The sequence below is a fragment of the Comamonas sp. F1-6 genome, from assembly GCF_039581415.1.
Taxonomy (GTDB): domain Bacteria; phylum Pseudomonadota; class Gammaproteobacteria; order Burkholderiales; family Burkholderiaceae_C; genus Comamonas; species Comamonas thiooxydans.
Genome location: NZ_JBCPWN010000002.1, coordinates 275,439 through 291,725 on the forward strand (window position 1 = coordinate 275,439; position 16,287 = coordinate 291,725).

22 protein-coding genes are annotated in these 16,287 nt (G+C 61.3%); 5 read left to right on the forward strand and 17 right to left on the reverse strand.

The window, feature by feature from the left end; translation table 11 throughout:
- Positions 1-12 precede the first annotated feature (12 nt).
- The 14 genes from rpsM to AAIL66_RS03555 form a co-directional block, all read right to left on the reverse strand.
- Positions 13-378 carry a 30S ribosomal protein S13 gene (rpsM, locus tag AAIL66_RS03490; protein WP_003068424.1) on the reverse strand — a complete coding sequence of 122 codons (366 nt, stop codon included), beginning with the start codon at positions 376-378 and terminating at the stop codon, positions 13-15.
- A gap of 22 nt (positions 379-400) precedes the next feature.
- Positions 401-514 carry a 50S ribosomal protein L36 gene (gene rpmJ, locus AAIL66_RS03495; RefSeq protein ID WP_003050535.1) on the reverse strand — a complete coding sequence of 38 codons (114 nt, stop codon included), beginning with the start codon at positions 512-514 and terminating at the stop codon, positions 401-403.
- Between the two features lie 118 nt (positions 515-632).
- A complete protein-coding gene (secY, locus tag AAIL66_RS03500) occupies positions 633-1,946 on the reverse strand; it encodes a preprotein translocase subunit SecY (protein WP_003050520.1) in 1,314 nt (437 codons plus the stop codon).
- 24 nt (positions 1,947-1,970) lie between these two features.
- Entirely contained in the window at positions 1,971-2,402 is a 432-nt protein-coding gene (gene rplO, locus AAIL66_RS03505; RefSeq protein ID WP_003050519.1) for a 50S ribosomal protein L15, read from the reverse strand.
- 11 nt (positions 2,403-2,413) lie between these two features.
- On the reverse strand, positions 2,414-2,596 hold the full coding sequence (gene rpmD, locus AAIL66_RS03510) for a 50S ribosomal protein L30 (protein ID WP_003050517.1): 183 nt from the start codon (positions 2,594-2,596) through the stop codon (positions 2,414-2,416).
- A gap of 14 nt (positions 2,597-2,610) precedes the next feature.
- On the reverse strand, positions 2,611-3,132 hold the full coding sequence (gene rpsE, locus AAIL66_RS03515) for a 30S ribosomal protein S5 (RefSeq protein WP_003050515.1): 522 nt from the start codon (positions 3,130-3,132) through the stop codon (positions 2,611-2,613).
- Positions 3,133-3,147: 15 nt separating this feature from the next.
- Complete coding sequence (gene rplR, locus AAIL66_RS03520) at positions 3,148-3,513, reverse strand: 50S ribosomal protein L18 (RefSeq protein WP_003050513.1); 366 nt, start codon at positions 3,511-3,513, stop codon at positions 3,148-3,150.
- Between the two features lie 11 nt (positions 3,514-3,524).
- Positions 3,525-4,058, reverse strand: a complete 534-nt coding sequence (gene rplF / locus AAIL66_RS03525; protein WP_003068417.1) for a 50S ribosomal protein L6 — start codon at positions 4,056-4,058, stop codon at positions 3,525-3,527.
- Between the two features lie 24 nt (positions 4,059-4,082).
- Positions 4,083-4,478 carry a 30S ribosomal protein S8 gene (gene rpsH / locus AAIL66_RS03530; protein WP_343496015.1) on the reverse strand — a complete coding sequence of 132 codons (396 nt, stop codon included), beginning with the start codon at positions 4,476-4,478 and terminating at the stop codon, positions 4,083-4,085.
- 20 nt (positions 4,479-4,498) lie between these two features.
- Positions 4,499-4,804 (reverse strand): 30S ribosomal protein S14, encoded by a 306-nt coding sequence (gene rpsN / locus AAIL66_RS03535; protein ID WP_003050509.1) that lies wholly within the window; start codon positions 4,802-4,804, stop codon positions 4,499-4,501.
- A gap of 8 nt (positions 4,805-4,812) precedes the next feature.
- Positions 4,813-5,352 carry a 50S ribosomal protein L5 gene (rplE, locus tag AAIL66_RS03540; protein ID WP_003050507.1) on the reverse strand — a complete coding sequence of 180 codons (540 nt, stop codon included), beginning with the start codon at positions 5,350-5,352 and terminating at the stop codon, positions 4,813-4,815.
- A gap of 10 nt (positions 5,353-5,362) precedes the next feature.
- Positions 5,363-5,680: a 50S ribosomal protein L24 gene (rplX, locus tag AAIL66_RS03545; protein WP_003068411.1), complete on the reverse strand. Its 318-nt coding sequence runs from the start codon at positions 5,678-5,680 to the stop codon at positions 5,363-5,365.
- Between the two features lie 12 nt (positions 5,681-5,692).
- Entirely contained in the window at positions 5,693-6,061 is a 369-nt protein-coding gene (gene rplN, locus AAIL66_RS03550) for a 50S ribosomal protein L14 (RefSeq protein ID WP_003050500.1), read from the reverse strand.
- Positions 6,062-6,483: 422 nt separating this feature from the next.
- On the reverse strand, positions 6,484-8,079 hold the full coding sequence (locus AAIL66_RS03555; protein WP_034395855.1) for a glycerol-3-phosphate dehydrogenase/oxidase: 1,596 nt from the start codon (positions 8,077-8,079) through the stop codon (positions 6,484-6,486).
- A gap of 499 nt (positions 8,080-8,578) precedes the next feature.
- Between AAIL66_RS03555 and AAIL66_RS03560 the strand changes: the two genes are divergently transcribed.
- From AAIL66_RS03560 to glpK, 3 genes are read left to right on the forward strand one after another with little or no spacing between them, the layout of a single operon-like run.
- Entirely contained in the window at positions 8,579-9,343 is a 765-nt protein-coding gene (locus tag AAIL66_RS03560) for a DeoR/GlpR family DNA-binding transcription regulator (RefSeq protein WP_003068405.1), read from the forward strand.
- Positions 9,340-9,822, forward strand: a complete 483-nt coding sequence (locus tag AAIL66_RS03565) for a GNAT family N-acetyltransferase (protein ID WP_343496016.1) — start codon at positions 9,340-9,342, stop codon at positions 9,820-9,822. Before AAIL66_RS03560 ends, AAIL66_RS03565 begins: the two co-directional genes overlap by 4 nt.
- Positions 9,823-9,836: 14 nt before the next feature.
- Positions 9,837-11,333, forward strand: coding sequence for a glycerol kinase GlpK (gene glpK / locus AAIL66_RS03570; RefSeq protein ID WP_343496017.1), 1,497 nt, complete (start codon positions 9,837-9,839; stop codon positions 11,331-11,333).
- 110 nt (positions 11,334-11,443) lie between these two features.
- Here the strand turns inward: glpK and aqpZ are convergent, their stop codons facing one another.
- Positions 11,444-12,142: an aquaporin Z gene (gene aqpZ / locus AAIL66_RS03575; RefSeq protein WP_003068393.1), complete on the reverse strand. Its 699-nt coding sequence runs from the start codon at positions 12,140-12,142 to the stop codon at positions 11,444-11,446.
- A 100-nt stretch (positions 12,143-12,242) separates the two neighbouring features.
- Between aqpZ and AAIL66_RS03580 the strand changes: the two genes are divergently transcribed.
- Positions 12,243-13,421, forward strand: a complete 1,179-nt coding sequence (locus AAIL66_RS03580; protein ID WP_343496018.1) for an esterase-like activity of phytase family protein — start codon at positions 12,243-12,245, stop codon at positions 13,419-13,421.
- 70 nt (positions 13,422-13,491) lie between these two features.
- The gene (gene proC / locus AAIL66_RS03585; RefSeq protein WP_343496019.1) at positions 13,492-14,331 is read left to right on the forward strand and encodes a pyrroline-5-carboxylate reductase; all 840 of its coding nucleotides are present in this window, start codon (positions 13,492-13,494) and stop codon (positions 14,329-14,331) included.
- An 85-nt stretch (positions 14,332-14,416) separates the two neighbouring features.
- Here proC and ubiA read toward each other — a convergent pair whose 3' ends face one another.
- Entirely contained in the window at positions 14,417-15,298 is an 882-nt protein-coding gene (gene ubiA / locus AAIL66_RS03590) for a 4-hydroxybenzoate octaprenyltransferase (RefSeq protein WP_034377347.1), read from the reverse strand.
- A 49-nt stretch (positions 15,299-15,347) separates the two neighbouring features.
- Positions 15,348-16,196, reverse strand: a complete 849-nt coding sequence (locus AAIL66_RS03595; protein WP_343496020.1) for a phosphatase PAP2 family protein — start codon at positions 16,194-16,196, stop codon at positions 15,348-15,350.
- Positions 16,197-16,287: the final 91 nt, after the last annotated feature.

The following is a 16,287-nucleotide window of genomic DNA, read 5'->3' on the forward strand; positions in this document are numbered from 1 at the left end:
TCTTTCAATCTCTTATTTCTTCAGAGCCGCAGCACCCTTGCGCGGACCCTTGCGAGTACGGGCGTTTGTGCGGGTACGTTGACCGCGCATGGGCAGGCCGCGACGATGACGGAAACCGCGGTAGCAACCGATGTCCATCAAGCGCTTGATGTTCATCGTGGTTTCGCGACGCAGATCACCTTCCAGAGTCATGGGATTCAGGAAGTCACGGATCTTTTCCAGATCAGCGTCCGTCAGGTCCTTGACCTTCTTGGAATACTCGATACCGCATGCTTCGCAGATCTTGCGAGCTGTAGTGCGACCGATGCCATAGATGGCAGTCAGGCCGATTTCAGCATGCTTGTGCGGCGGGATGTTAATGCCAGCAATACGTGCCATATTAGTCCTCTAATGCTTTCAATCAACCTTGGCGCTGCTTGTGGCGCTGGTCAGTGCAGATCACGCGCACAACACCTTTGCGGCGGATGATCTTGCAGTTACGGCAGATTTTCTTGACCGAAGCCGAAACTCTCATTCTTTTCTCCTAAAACTTTCCATCCACTATCGGCCTATCGACCGGGAAACATTGCCCGCGATAGATCGATGGGCGTCTACTAACTTTTGGCAGGCTGCCCCCTTGGGCAGCCTTGTCATCAAATACCAGCCTTAAAGTTCGCTTTTTTCAGGAGCGACTCGTATTGCTGCGACATCACGTAGTTCTGCACTTGCGCCATGAAGTCCATTGTCACGACCACAATGATCAGCAACGATGTACCACCGAAGTAGAACGGAACGTTGTACTTCAGGATCAGGAATTCGGGCAACAAGCACACGAAGGTAATGTAGATCGCGCCAGCCAGGGTCAGGCGAACCAGAATCTTGTCAATGTAGCGGGCTGTCTGTTCGCCAGGACGAATCCCGGGGATGAAAGCGCCACTCTTCTTCAGGTTGTCGGCAGTTTCCCGGCTGTTGAAAACCAGGGCCGTATAGAAGAAGCAGAAGAAAATGATCGCGGCAGCATAAAGGATGACATAGATTGGCTGACCAGGGGTCAACGTGCTCGCAATATCCTTCAGCCAGCGCATGGATTCTCCTGCACTGAACCAATTCACCACCGTAGCGGGCAGCAAGATGATCGACGAAGCGAAGATGGGAGGAATCACACCTGCCATGTTCAGCTTCAGTGGCAAGTGCGAAGACTGACCACCGTACACCTTGTTGCCGACTTGTCGGCGTGCGTAATTCACCAAGATCTTGCGTTGACCTCGTTCGACATACACGACGAAATACGTCACGGCTGCCACAACGAGAACAATGAAGATTGCCGCCAGAATGCTCATGGCACCGGTGCGCACCAGTTCCAGCAGACCGCCGATGGAGCTCGGCAGGCCTGCGGCGATACCGCCAAAGATCAGTATCGAGATACCGTTGCCCAGACCACGTTCAGTGATCTGTTCACCGAGCCACATCAGGAACAGGGTACCGGCCGTGAGACTGACCACCGCAGTCATGCGGAAGCCAAAACCAGGGTTCAGAACCAAGCCTGCGGAGCTTTCCAGGGCAACAGCAATTCCCAAGGACTGAAACAGCGCCAGGCCCAGAGTGCCGTAGCGGGTGTACTGGGTAATCTTGCGACGACCCGCTTCACCTTCCTTTTTCATCTGCTCGAATGTCGGGACCACATAGGTCATGAGCTGCATGATGATCGATGCCGAGATGTACGGCATGATCCCCAGTGCGAACACTGTGAAGCGCGAGAGCGCTCCACCCGAGAACATGTTGAACAGATTGAGAATGCCGCCCTGCTGGCCAGAGAACAGCTGCTGCAGCTGCGCTGGGTCGATGCCCGGAACGGGGATATGCGCCCCGATGCGGTATACGACCAGCGCAAGCAACAGAAAAACCAGACGACGACGCAGGTCGCCGAATTTTCCAGTCTTTGCAATTTGAGCTGCGCTAGTAGCCACGGATGTCTTCTTTCAGAACTTTAATCAGGCGATGCTGCCACCGGCAGCTTCGATGGCAGCCTTGGCACCGGCGGTAGCGCCGATACCATTGAGCTTGACAGCCTTAGTCAGTTCACCGCTCTTGATGATCTTCACGACCTTAGCGATAGAGCCAACCAGACCGGCTTGCTTCAGAGCAGCCAGATCGACTTCGGCCAGGCCGAGCTTATCCAGCTCGGACAGGGTCACTTCTGCATTGAACTTCAGCAGATGCGACTTGAAGCCACGCTTGGGCAGGCGACGCTGCAGAGGCATTTGACCGCCTTCGAAGCCCACCTTGTGGTAGCCACCCGAACGCGACTTCTGACCCTTGTGACCGCGACCGGCAGTCTTACCCAGACCAGAACCGATACCGCGACCCACGCGACGCTTGGCGTGCTTGGCGCCGTCTGCAGGCTTGATGCTATTGAGTTCCATCATCAATCCTTTCAGAGAACCTTCACCAAGTAGGCGATCTTGTTAATCATGCCGCGCACTTCAGGAGTGTCCTGCAGTTCGCTGACGCTGTTCAGCTTGCGCAGACCCAGGCCACGCACAGTCGCACGGTGCGACTCTTTGGTGCCGATGGGGCTACGAACCAGCTGAATCTTGACAGTTTGTTGTGTTGTCATGTGCTGGACTCCGATCAGGCGGTGAAGATGTCTTCGACCGACTTGCCGCGCTTTGCTGCCACGTTCGCAGGGGTCGTGGAGTTCTTCAAAGCGTCGAAAGTTGCGCGAACCATGTTGTAGGGGTTCGACGAACCATGGCTCTTGGCCACGATGTCGGTGATACCCACCACTTCAAAAACAGCGCGCATAGGGCCGCCAGCAATGATGCCGGTACCCTTGGGAGCTGGGTGCAGCTCGACCTTGGCAGCGCCGTGATGGCCCTTCACCGAGTGGTGAATGGTGCCGCTCTTGAGTGCAACCTTCATCAGGTTGCGACGGCATTCTTCCATCGCTTTTTGCACGGCAGCAGGCACTTCCTTGGACTTGCCCTTACCCATGCCAACGCGACCGTCACCGTCGCCAACCACGGTCAGTGCAGCGAAGCCGAGAATACGACCACCCTTCACAACCTTGGTGACGCGGTTGACCGCGATCATTTTTTCGCGCAGACCGTCGTCACGACCTTCGTCTTGCACTTTGGGGGAAAATTTAGCCATTTGTATCCGCTCCGCTTAGAACTGCAGGCCCGCTTCGCGAGCGGCTTCTGCCAAAGCCTTCACGCGGCCGTGGTATGCAAAACCGGCGCGGTCGAAAGCCACTTTCTCAACGCCAGCAGCCTTAGCCTTCTCAGCAATGCGCTTGCCGATCAGCGTGGCGGCGGCCACATTGCCACCCTTGCCAGCGGCGCCGAGTTGCGAACGCACTTCGACTTCTGCAGTGGAGGCCGAAGCCAGCACAGTAGTGCCGTCTTCCGAAACCACGGAGGCGTAGATATGGAGATTGGTGCGGTTCACGCTCAGACGTGCAACGCCTTGCTGGGCAATGCGGATGCGAGTCTGACGGGCACGGCGCAGACGCTGCTCTTTCTTGTTCAACATCATGCAGCTCCTTACTTCTTCTTGGTCTCTTTGATCACGACCTTCTCATTCGCATAGCGAATGCCCTTGCCCTTGTAAGGCTCGGGAGGACGAACGGCACGGATCTCAGCAGCCAATTGACCGACCACTTGACGGTCAGCACCCTTGATCACGATTTCAGTCGGAGTGGGGGTAGCGACAGTGATGCCGGCAGGCATCTCGAAGTTGACGGGGTGCGAGAAGCCCACAGCCAGGTTCAGCTTGGAACCTTGTGCAGCGGCCTTGTAGCCCACGCCAATCAGCGTCAGCTTCTTCTCGAAGCCTTCAGTCACGCCCTTGACCATGTTGTTGACCAGCTGGCGGATGGTACCGGCCAGAGCGTCAGCTTCACGGGAATCGTTGGCGGGAGCAAAGGACAGCTTGCCGTCGTTGTTGCCGATGGTCACCAGGCCGTTCAGAGCCAGCGACAGATCGCCGCCCTTGCCCTTGACCTTGATGGTTTCAGCGTTGATGGACACATCCACACCTGCGGGGATGGTCACAATAGCTTTTGCTACGCGAGACATTTCAGTATTTCTCCTTAATGTCCGTTAGGCCACATAGCACAGCACTTCACCGCCGATACCGGCAGCACGTGCTTTGCGATCAGTCATCACGCCCTTGGGAGTAGTGACGATGGCCACACCCAGGCCGTTCTGGACCTGAGGAATTGCGTGACGACCCTTGTACACGCGCAGGCCGGGACGGCTCACACGTTCGATACGCTCGATCACAGGGCGACCGGCGTAGTACTTCAGGGTAATTTCGAGTTCGGACTTGCCACCTTCGGACTTCACTTCGAAGCCGTCGATATAGCCTTCTTCCTTCAGCACTTGTGCGATGGCAACCTTCACCTTGGAGGAAGGAGCCGACACAATGGCCTTGGAGACCAGTTGTGCATTGCGGATGCGGGTCAGCAAGTCAGCGATGGGATCACTCATGCTCATGTTTAATCTCTCCTGCTTGCTTACCAGCTGGCCTTGGTGACACCGGGGATGTCGCCAGCAAAGGCCAATTCACGCACCTTGGCACGACCCAGACCGAATTGGCGGAAGGTACCGCGAGGACGGCCAGTGATCTCGCAACGGTTACGCTGGCGAGTGGGGTTCGAGTTACGGGGCAGCTTCTGCAGACCCAGGCGAGCGGCGTCGCGCTCTTCGTCGGAACGCTTCACGTCGCCGGCGATTGCCTTCAGTTCTGCATACTTGGCAGCATACTTGGCTGCCAGCTTTTCGCGCTTCAGTTCGCGCTGAATCATTGCTACTTTAGCCATGCGCCACCTCAGTTCTTGAAGGGGAATTTGAAAGCGGCGAGCAGTGCCTTGCACTCTTCGTCGTTCTTCGCTGTTGTCGTGATGCTGATGTTCAGACCACGCAGAGCGTCCACCTTGTCGTACTCGATTTCGGGGAAGATGATTTGTTCTTTGACGCCAACGTTGTAGTTGCCGCGACCGTCGAACGAACGACCCGAGATACCACGGAAGTCACGCACGCGGGGCAGAGCCACGGTCACGAAACGGTCCAGGAATTCGTACATCTGAACGCCACGCAGGGTCACCATGCAGCCGATAGCTTGGCCTTCGCGGATCTTGAAACCAGCGATAGCCTTCTTGGCCTTGGTCACCACAGGCTTCTGACCAGCAATCTTGGTCAGGTCAGCCACGGCGTTGTCCATCACCTTCTTGTCGGCCACGGCTTCGCTCACACCCATGTTCAGAGTGATCTTGGTCAGACGGGGCACTTCCATAGCGGAGGTGTAGCCGAACTTTTCTTTCAGTTCAGCCGCGATCTTTTCGCGATAGAGTTTTTGCAGTCGTGCCATGTGTTACTCCTTAGGCGGCGATTTCAGCGCCATTGGACTTGAACACGCGAACACGTGTGCCGTCGGCGTTCACCTTGATGCCCACGCGATCGGCCTTGCCGGTCGCTGCATTGAAGATAGCCACGTTGGATTGGTGGATAGGCATGGCCTTTTCCACGATACCGCCGGTGGTGCCCTTCATGGGGTTAGGCTTGGTGTGCTTCTTGACCAGGTTGACACCGTCCACGATCACGTGGGAGTCATCCTTGCGCAGAGAAACCACGCCACGCTTGCCCTTGTCACGGCCGGTCAACACGATAACTTCGTCGCCCTTGCGAATCTTGTTCATGGTGCTATTCCTTTAGAGAACTTCAGGGGCCAGCGACACGATCTTCATGAACTTTTCGGTACGCAGTTCACGAGTCACGGGGCCAAAGATGCGGGTGCCGATAGGCTCCAGCTTGGCGTTCAGCAGCACGGCGGCATTGCCGTCGAACTTCACGAGCGAACCGTCTGCACGACGGATGCCCTTGGCGGTGCGCACCACCACAGCACTGTAGATCTCGCCTTTTTTGACGCGACCACGAGGAGCTGCTTCCTTGACGCTCACCTTGATGATGTCGCCAACACTTGCGTAGCGACGATGAGAACCGCCCAGCACCTTAATGCACTGAACAGACTTCGCGCCGGTGTTGTCGGCAACCTCTAACCGAGATTCTGTTTGGATCATTTCAATATTCCCAACTTGCTCCAGCAACGCTCGACAGCCCCAGAGTCTTCTCAAGGGCTGATCAAGCAGCCGGTCAGTCTTGGGCCCGTCGTCCACCTTCCGGACCATTCCGGAGGGCTTCCCGCTGGGCAGAAAGTTCCACGCTTTTAAACGTGAAGCAGGAGATTGTCGCAGGAAATCCTTTGTGCGTCAAGCGTTTAGCCTGCAATACCCGCACTGATTTCACTGGCGCAAAGCCCGGCAGACAGGCCTTTCGCACTTGCAACTAAAACAATAGCATGCCGCGCCATTAGCTCATTGATTTCAAACAATAAATTAGCCGAAATCAACAGCTATCAAGCGCTGAAAGCTCACATTTTCACGAGGCCTGCGGATCGCAGCCTGTTGCCCGCACGCCACGCCCCACAGGGCGGCCGCACAGATCAGCCTTGGGCGGGTAGATATTGACGGGTCAGGGCCAGAAAGTCGTTGAGCTGCACATCCTGGGCCAGCTCCTCGGTCAGGATAGCCGCCACGCGGGGCGCGATCTCGGCAGCCTTGCGGGCATCGAGGAAAAGCAGGCGACTGCGGCGCGCCAGCATGTCCTCGACGGTGCGCGCGTACTCGAAGCGGGCGGCAAAGCGCACCATGGCCTCGGAAAGACCGTCCATCAGCCAGTTCTGAGCACCCGGCAACGCCGCCACGGCGGCAGCATCCGTTCCGTAGGAGTGCAGACCCTGACTCTGGTTCATGCTGTGCGTGACTGCGGCCTCCGCCGGCGCACCAACCAGGGGCAGGTTCACGGTCACCCCGGCAGGGCGACTGGGCAGACGACCGATCTGGAAGCATTCGGCCAGCACATCCTCGGACATGGCTCGGTAAGTCGTCCATTTGCCGCCGGTGACGGTCACCAGGCCGGTCTTGCTGGCCATCACCGTGTGCTCGCGGCTGATTTTCTTGGTGTTCTCGCCATCATCGTCCTGCGGCTTGACCAGGGGGCGCAGGCCCACCCACATGCTGCGCACATCGGCCAGCGTGGGCCGACGATTCAGATACTTGCCGGCCTCGCCGAGAATGAAATCCAGCTCTTCGGGGAAAGGCAGGGGTTCGCGCGCCAGATCGTGACGCGGCGTGTCGGTGGTTCCCAGAATCACCTTGCCCAGCCATGGCACGGCAAACAGCACGCGACCATCGGCCGTCTTGGGGATCAGCAGCGCATGATCCGTGGGCAGGAACTCGCGGTCCACCACCACGTGCACGCCCTGGCTGGGCGCCACCATGGGCTTGACGGGCTTACCCTGGGCCTCGGCATCCTGCTGGCGGAACAGATCCACCCAGGGCCCCGTGGCATTGACCACGCACTTGGCGCGCACGGTGAAGTTGCGGCCCGATTCCGCATCGCGGCAGATCAGGCCGGCAATCTGCTGCCCCTCGTAGATCAGCTTTTCCGCCGGGCAGTAATTGATCAGCAAAGCGCCCTTGGCCGCTGCGGTACGCGCCAGCGCCAGCGCCAGTCGCGCATCGTCAAACTGGCCATCCCAGTACTTGACCCCGCCCTTGAGACCTTTTTGCTGCACGGTCGGCAGGTATTTCACGGTCTTGGCGCTGGAGAGGAATTCGGTAGCCCCCAGGCCAGCCTTGCCGGCCAGCGCGTCGTACATCTTGAGGCCGATGCCGTAGAACGGCGTATCCAGCAGCTTGTACGAGGGCATCACAAAGGCCAGAGGCTGGGCCAGATGCGGTGCGTTGTGCAGCAGGGTCGTGCGCTCATGCAGTGCTTCGCGCACCAGGGAGATATTGCCCTGCGCCAGATAGCGCACGCCGCCATGCACCAGCTTGGTGGCACGCGAGGAAGTACCCTTGGCGAAGTCCAGCGACTCCAGCAGCACGACCTTGAAGCCGCGCGCCGCCGCATCCACCGCCACACCCAGCCCCGTGGCACCGCCGCCCACGATGGCCAGATCGAAGCTTTCGGTCTGCGCCAGGCGCTCCAGCAGTTGAGCACGCGTTGTAGCCAAGGGTTGAGTGGACTGGTTCATGGAACGACTTCTGCGGTGATCGCCGCGCCGCCATCATCCAGCGATGAGACGCGCACAGCAAAGAACAAATTTCAGATCGAATATTTTCGCTCTTTTTCGCTTTTAGTGCATTGCAAATCCCAAATATCGATTCGTTTTAGCGCGATTCGAGCCCAAACTGCTGGCCCGGTGCCACTCCGGCCAAGCCGCAACATCGGCAATCGGCGCGCTTGCACACTCTCAATGCATGAACTGCATTCTTCTTGCAGCGCCAATTGTTACTGCTGCAACAACTCGCCACGATGACATATAACCGCAGCTTGTTGTCAGACTTCAGACTCGGCGTGGATTCATTTTTGTTTTTTACCGGGCAATTCCATAGAAAATCACCCTATTAGAGGTTCGTTTGGATTCGCTCACAATCCCTGCACTGCCGCTGCGGCTGACGCTCTCCCCTTTAGAGCTCTTCGCCTGCAGCGCGTCCATGCACCAATAGCACCTATATAACCAGTCACCAGTCATGAACAGCAATCCCCGCCAGTTGCAGCTTGTCGAAGAAGTCCGCGCCCGCCAGTCCACCTCGGTGGAGCAACTGGCAGAAATCCTCGGGGTCACGCTGCAGACCGTGCGCCGCGACATCCAGAAGCTGGCCGATGCAGGATTGCTGGTGCGCTTTCATGGCGGCGTGCGCGTGCCCAGCGCCACCGTGGAGAACCTGGCCCATACCCAGCGCCAGGTGCTGCACGCCGAAGGCAAGATGCGCATCGCACGCGCCATTGCCGAAGCCATTCCCAACGGCTGCTCGCTGATTCTCAATATCGGCACCACCACCGAAGCGGTGGCCCAGGCCCTGCTGCAGCACAAGGGGCTGCGCGTCATCACCAACAATCTCAATGTCGCCGCCATCCTCAGCAGCAACGCCGATTGCGAGGTCATCGTCGCCGGCGGCGTGGTGCGCACACGCGACCGCGGCATTGTCGGCGAGGCGGCCGTGGACTTCATGCGGCAGTTCAAGGTTGACATTGCCGTGATCGGCATCTCGGCCATCGAGTCGGACGGCAGCCTGCGCGACTTCGACCTGCGCGAGGTCAAGGTGGCCCAGACCATCATCGGCCAGTCGCGTGAAGTCTGGCTGGCAGCCGACCACAGCAAGTTCAGCCGCCAGGCCATGGTGGAGCTGGCACGACTGAATCAGATCGACCGCCTGTTCACCGACGTTGCGCCCTCCGCGCCATTCGATGCCCTGTTGCGCGATGCCGAGGTGCAATGCACCATCGCCCAATGAATGCTGCGCCCCCCTATCTGATTCGCCCTGCGCTACCCGAAGATGCCGCAGGCATTGCCGGGCTGCTGCATGACATCGGCTGGTTCAAGGCCTACGAAAGTCACTCCACATCCCAGAACACCGCGGCCGTGAAGGCGCTGCTGGACGAGCTGCAGGCCGGGCCGGAGCGCTCTCTGATGCTGGTGGCGCTAGACAGTCAGCAGCATATTCACGGCTACTGCGCCGTGCACTGGCTGCCGGTCGCCGTGCTGCAAGGCTGGGAAGCCTATGTGAGCGAGCTGTTTGTCGCCGAGGCAGCGCGCGGTGCAGGCCTGGGCCAGCAGTTGCTGGACGCGGCCACACAGGCTGCGCGCGAGCGCCATTGCATACGCATCTGGCTGGTCAACAACCGCGAACGTCCTTCCTATGTGCGCGGCTTTTATTCCCGGCAGGGCTGGAGCGAGCAGACCGAAATGGCGCGCTTTGTGCTCCCCCTCTGAATCACGGACAACCCATGACAACCTATCTGCTCGCCCTGGACCAGGGCACCTCCAGCTCCCGCTCCATCGTCTTCGACACGCAAGGCCGCATCGTGGCATCGGCCCAGCTGGAGCTGCCGCAGATCTACCCACAGCCGGGCTGGGTGGAGCATGACCCGCGCGAGATCTGGCGCACCCAGCTGAGCACCGCCAAGGAGGCGCTGGCCAAGGCGGGCCTCAAGGCTGGCGATATCCGCTCGGTGGGCATTACCAATCAGCGCGAGACCACCATCGTCTGGAACCGCAAGACCGGCGCGCCCATCCACCACGGCATCGTCTGGCAGGACCGCCGCGCCGAACCCACCTGCGTGCAGCTGCGCGAAGCCGGCCACAGCGACACCATTCTGCGCAAGACCGGTTTGCGCATCGATGCCTATTTTTCAGGTACCAAGCTCAAGTGGCTGCTGGACAACGTGCCCGGCGCACGCGCCGCAGCGCAGGCCGGCGAGCTGGCCTTCGGCACAGTGGATTGCTGGCTGATCTGGCAGCTGACGGGCGGCAAGCGCCATGTCACCGATGTGAGCAACGCCAGCCGCACCATGCTCTTCAATGTGCACAGCAACCAGTGGGATGCCGATCTGCTGGCCCTGCTCGACATTCCTGCGGGCCTGATGCCCGAAGTCCTGCCCTCGGCCGCCGATTTCGGCCAAACGGCCGACGAGGTGCTGGGCGGCTCCATCAAGATCGGCGGCGTGGCCGGCGACCAGCAAAGTGCGCTGTTCGGCCAGGCCTGCTTCGACGCAGGCATGGCCAAGAACACCTATGGCACGGGCTGCTTCATGCTCATGCATACGGGTAGCAGCTTTCAGACCTCGAGCAACGGCCTGCTGACCACATCGGCCGCCCAGGCGGGCAGCCAGCCCCAGTTTGCGCTAGAAGGCAGCGTCTTCGTCGGCGGTGCCGTGGTGCAGTGGCTGCGCGACGGCCTGCAGGCCATCGAGCACAGCGGCCAGGTGCAGCAACTGGCCGAAAGCGTGCCCGACAGCGGCGGCGTGATGCTGGTGCCGGCCTTTACCGGCCTGGGCGCCCCCTACTGGAAGCCCGATGCGCGCGGCACCATCACCGGGCTGACGCGCGGCACGACGATGGCCCATATCGCTCGCGCGGCCCTGGAATCCATTGCCTACCAGAGTGCGGCCCTGCTCGGCGCCATGAGCCGCGACGCCGTGGCCACGGGCGGTACGCCGGTCAGCGAGCTGCGCGTGGACGGCGGCGCCTGCGTGAACAATCTGCTGATGCAGTTCCAGGCCGATCTGCTGGGCATTCCCGTGGTGCGCCCGGCCTGCGTGGAAACCACGGCCCTGGGTGCAGCCTATCTGGCCGGCCTGTCCAGCGGCGTCTATCAGAGCACCGAGGAGCTGTCGGCATTGTGGAAGGCCGAGCGCCGCTTCCTGCCCACGCAGGGCAAGGACCGCGCCGACGAGCTGATGCAGCGCTGGGAACAGGCCGTGCGCCAGACCACGGCGCAGTAAAGCCGCTGCACTAGGCGCTGGCCAGGCAAGCGCTCAAGCCCTCAGAAAAGCCATCAAAAAAGGGATGCCAAGGCATCCCTTTTTGCTTGGACAGCGGCCGCGTTGAACGCTCAGTCTTCGTCACCCAGCAGCGCCTTGTGGATCACGGCGCCGATGATGGCGCCCACGATGGGAGCCAGCCAGAACAGCCACAGTTGCTCCAGCGCGATGGCCGGCCCGAACAATGCCGGGCCGGTGCTGCGGGCAGGGTTGACCGAGGTGTTGGTCACGGGAATGGAGATCAGGTGGATCAGCGTCAGGCACAGGCCGATGCTCATGCCCGCAAAGCCCACGGCAGCCTTCTTGGTGGTGGAGCCCAGGATCACCAGCAGAAACACTGCGGTCAGCACCACTTCGGTCACCAGCGCCGCAGCCATATTGAACTTGCCCGGCGAGTGATCCCCGTAGCCGTTGGTGGCCAGATCGGCCACCTGGGCGCCAGCCTTGCCACTGGCAATGAAATACAGCGCGGCGGCCGCCACAATGGCACCCAGCACCTGGGCAATGATGTAACCGGGCAGCTCGGCAAAGCGAAAACGCCCCGCAACTGCCAGACCGACGGAGACCGCTGGATTGAAGTGACCGCCGGAGACTGGACCGAAGGCGTAAGCGCCCGTCAGCACCGTCAGGCCGAAGGCAAAGGACACGCCCAGCAGGCCGATGCCCACTTCGGGAAAGGCCGCTGCCAGCACCGCGCTGCCACAACCGCCAAACGTCAGCCAGAAAGTACCCAGAAACTCCGCCGACCATTTTTTGACATTGGATGCCATGATTGCTCCCTATTTCCGATGGCGTTGTCCGTGCAGCCCCGCGCGGCACAGAAATGCTGGCATCTTAGAAAGCGATCAGCGAAAAGTACAAGGCACAAATGTGAACAATCCACGACAGCTCTGCCTTTGGGTCCTCTCGTTGATCTGCGCCAGTCTCGCTGCCTGCACGACGGCGTCGCTCGCACCCCACCGCATCTGCAGCACATCCGAGGCCCGGCCCTGGTCCCTGCTTGGGGAAATCCGCTGGCAGCACGACAAGCTGTTTGCCGACACGCCAGTGGGCGGCCTGTCCTCGATCGACTACGACGCGGGCAGCAATCTGTACTACCTGGTCAGCGACGACCGCTCCGCCCATGGGCCGGCGCGCTTTTACACGGCGCGTATCGAATACGACGCCAGCGGTCTGCATCAGGTCAGACTGCAAAATGCCCGACCGCTGCTCAGCCCCGCCCAGGCCCCCTACCCCAGCCACCGCCAGCCCGTGCCCGGCATCGCGACACCCGACGCGGAAGCCCTGCGCGTGCTGCCAGGAGGTCAGTCCCTGCTGTGGAGCAGCGAGGGCGACTTCTCACGCGGATTCGGCCCGCAATTGCTGCAATCAGGCAAGGATGGACACTGGCTGCGCGAATGGCCGCTGCCGCCCGAGCTGCACCTGCCGAGCAGCAAGACCCAAGGGCCACGCAGCAACTTCACGCTCGAAGGTCTGGCGCTGAGCCAGGATGGCCGAACGCTCTGGCTGGCCATGGAGGCAGCGCTCAGACAGGACGGGGCCCTGCCCGCAGCTGAGCACTCGGGCGGCCCGGTGCGCATTACCGCCTATGACATGGGCACGCAGCAGCCCGCGCGCCAGCTTGCCTATCTGCCCGATGCCCTGCCTGCCGACCTGTGGCTGCAACACGGTGCCATCAACGGCATCAGCGCCGTGCTGGCCGACGGCCCTGAACACCTGCTGGTGCTGGAGCGCTCCTTTGCGCCACCGCTGCGATTCGGCGCCCGCATCTACCGCATCAGCACCCGTGCCGGCGCAAGCAGCGATACGCTGGGCCAAACCCGGCTCGTGCCGGGCAGCTACCGCCCTGCAGACAAGGAATTGCTGCTGGACCTGGCCGATGCCGGCCTGCGGTCCGTGGACAACCTGGAGGGCATGAGCTGGGGACCGCTGCTGCCCGATGGCCGACGCGTGCTGCTGCTGGTCAGCGACAACAACTTCAATCCCGCCGAAGTCACCCAGTTCGTCGCATTGAGCGAGGAACGCGGCCGCTGCGGCGCAGGTTTATAGTGCCGTTCTGCGCCTGGAATCCGAATACAGGCTTGCCCACTTGCTGCATCGCAGAGCGAATCGAACCATCATGAGCCAGACCGACCACTCGACCTCCGTTTTCCCTCCCATCGCCTTTATCGGCGGCGGCAACATGGCCAGCGCCATCATCGGCGGCCTGATCCGCCAGGGCGTTCCGGCCAGCAGCATCACCGTGGTCGAGCCTTTTGAAGCCACGCGCGCTGCGATCAAGACCAGCTTCGGCATCGACGCCCTGCCCGCCGCCACCGAGACCCTGCAAAGCGCCCAACTGGTGGTCTGGGCCGTCAAGCCCCAGAGCTTCAAGGAAGCGGCCGCTCCCGTTGCCGCCCACACCCGCCACGCCCTGCACCTGAGCGTGGCGGCCGGCATCACCACCGACAGCATTGCGGCCTGGACCGGCACCCACCGCATCGTGCGCGCCATGCCCAATACACCGGCCCTGGTGGGCAAGGGCATGACGGGCCTGTTCGCCCGCCCCGAGGTCGATGCCCAGGGCAAGGCCCTGATCGAGACCGTGATCGGCAGCACCGGCGAACTCACCTGGGTAGACAAGGAAGCCCATCTGGATGCCGTGACGGCCATCTCCGGCTCCGGCCCCGCCTATGTATTCCTGTTCCTCGAAGCCATGACCCAGGCAGGCGTCGACATGGGCCTCAGCGCCGAGCAAAGCTACAAGCTGGCCGTGGCCACTTTTGCGGGCGGCTCGGAACTGGCGGCACGCTCCAGCGAAAGCGCCGAAGTGCTGCGCCAGCGCGTGACCAGCAAGGGCGGTACCACCTACGCTGCCATCACTCATATGCAGGAGCAGAAGCTGCCCGAGCATTTCATCGAAGCCATGCGCAAGGCCCAGATCCGCGCACAGGAGTTGGCTGCCGAGTTCGGCAAATAAAAAAACCGGCCTCGGCCGGTTTCTTTTTTAGTCTTTCAAGAATCTATCGCTTATCAGTCAAGCGCTTTGAGCTATTAAAACAGGACTATTTCAACGCAAACCCTAGCGCCACGCCTGCAAAGATCGCGGCACCAATCCAGTGACTCTTGCTGAAGGCGACAAAACAGCCTTCGCGCGTGCGGTCCTTGATCAGGCTGAAATGCCAGACGATCTGTGCCGCTGCCACGCCCATGCCCAGCCAGAAGGGCCAGCCCAGCTGATAAGGAGCCAGCACCCAGGCGATCAGCCCCCAGCACAGGGCAAAGAACAGCATGATCGCCGTGACATCGAAACGGCCCAGGGTGATGGCCGAGGTCTTCATGCCGATCTTGAGATCGTCATCGCGGTCCACCATGGCGTATTCGGTGTCATAGGCCAGCACCAGAAACATATTCGCCAGCCACAGCGTCCAGGCCGTGGCGCTGACCTCACCGGTCACCGCCGCAAACGCAATCACGATGCCGAAATTGAAGGCAATGCCCAGAAAGGCCTGAGGCATGGCAAAAAAGCGCTTCGTAAAGGGATAGAGAATCGTGAACAGCACGGCGGGCACCGACCAGGCCACGGCCTCCCAGCGGGTGGACAACACCAGGCCGAAGGCCACCAGCGTGAGCACCAAGCCGACCATGGCCGCCTCCCTGACCGAGATCTGGCCACTGGTGATGGGGCGCTGGGTGGTGCGCTTCACATGCCTGTCGAAGTCGCGGTCGGCAATATCGTTGATGGTGCAGCCCGCGCTGCGCATCAACACCGTGCCCAGCACAAAGACCACGAGCAGATGCCAGCCCGGAAAGCCCTGGCCTGCCACCCACAGCGCCACCAGCGTGGGCCAGACCAGCACCAGCCAGCCTGCGGGGCGGTTGAAGCGGATCAGATCAAGATACAGCGACAGCTTGGAGCGCGGCGAAGCAGGGATGGAGGCGGACATGAGACGGTTTCCGAAAGGCAGGAGATCATGACCGGGCCCCAGGCCACGGTCAGCGCAGCGGCAATTGTGCCTCGGCCTGCGGCGGCCCGATGGCGCCGCCCCCATGCTCGACACGGTCTGTCAACCAGAGCACCAGGGCCGTCCAGCCCAGGCCCAGACACAGGCCCGCCAGCACATCGCTAGCATGGTGCACGGACAGCAGCACACGGCTCAAGCCCGTGCTCAGGGCCAGCAGCGCCGCCGCCGCAAAGACCCAAGCCCGCCAGCGCCGCGGCAGGCGACGAGCGGCCAGCCAGGCCAGCATGCCGAAAATCGCTGCCGTGCCCGCGCTATGGCCGCTGGGAAAGCTGAAGCCGGCCTCATGCACCAGCCCGTCCAGCGGACGCGCGCGCTGCATGGTCCCCTTGATGAAACGCACCCACAGTCCGGTGCCGGCCACCGCCACCACCCAGCTCAGCAACTGCAGACCCTGGCGCCGCCACAGCAGCCACAGGCCCACGACCAGACTTAGCAACCCCATGACGCGCAAATCCCCGAGCTGGGTCCATGTCCGCACCAGAGGCTGCAGCATGGGCGGCAGGGCCGCGCTCACCGCGCGCTGCAGCTTCAGGTCCAGGGCCATCAGCCCCTGAGGCGGCTGCACCGACTGGGACTGGTGCACGCCGACGCTCAGCAGGGCCAGAAGCACAGCGGCCAGTGCCGCCACCGCCAGCAAGCGACCGCTATCCGGCCTGAAGTCCGCGCTGCAGTCCTGCCACAGCCACTCGGCCCGGCCCTGCGCACGGCAACGCAGCATGTAGGCCCCAACCAGCAATAGCAGCAGCAACACCCAGATGACATGGCTGTCCACCCATTGCGCCAGCAGGACCACGGGAGTCGCTGCAGAAAACACAGGCATTCCTTTCAAAGCAAAAGCGAAAAAGCCCTGACGGGCCTCTGGAGGCCAGCCCGTCAGGGCTTGGGGAGACCGGGACGAGCGGCTGCCGCGG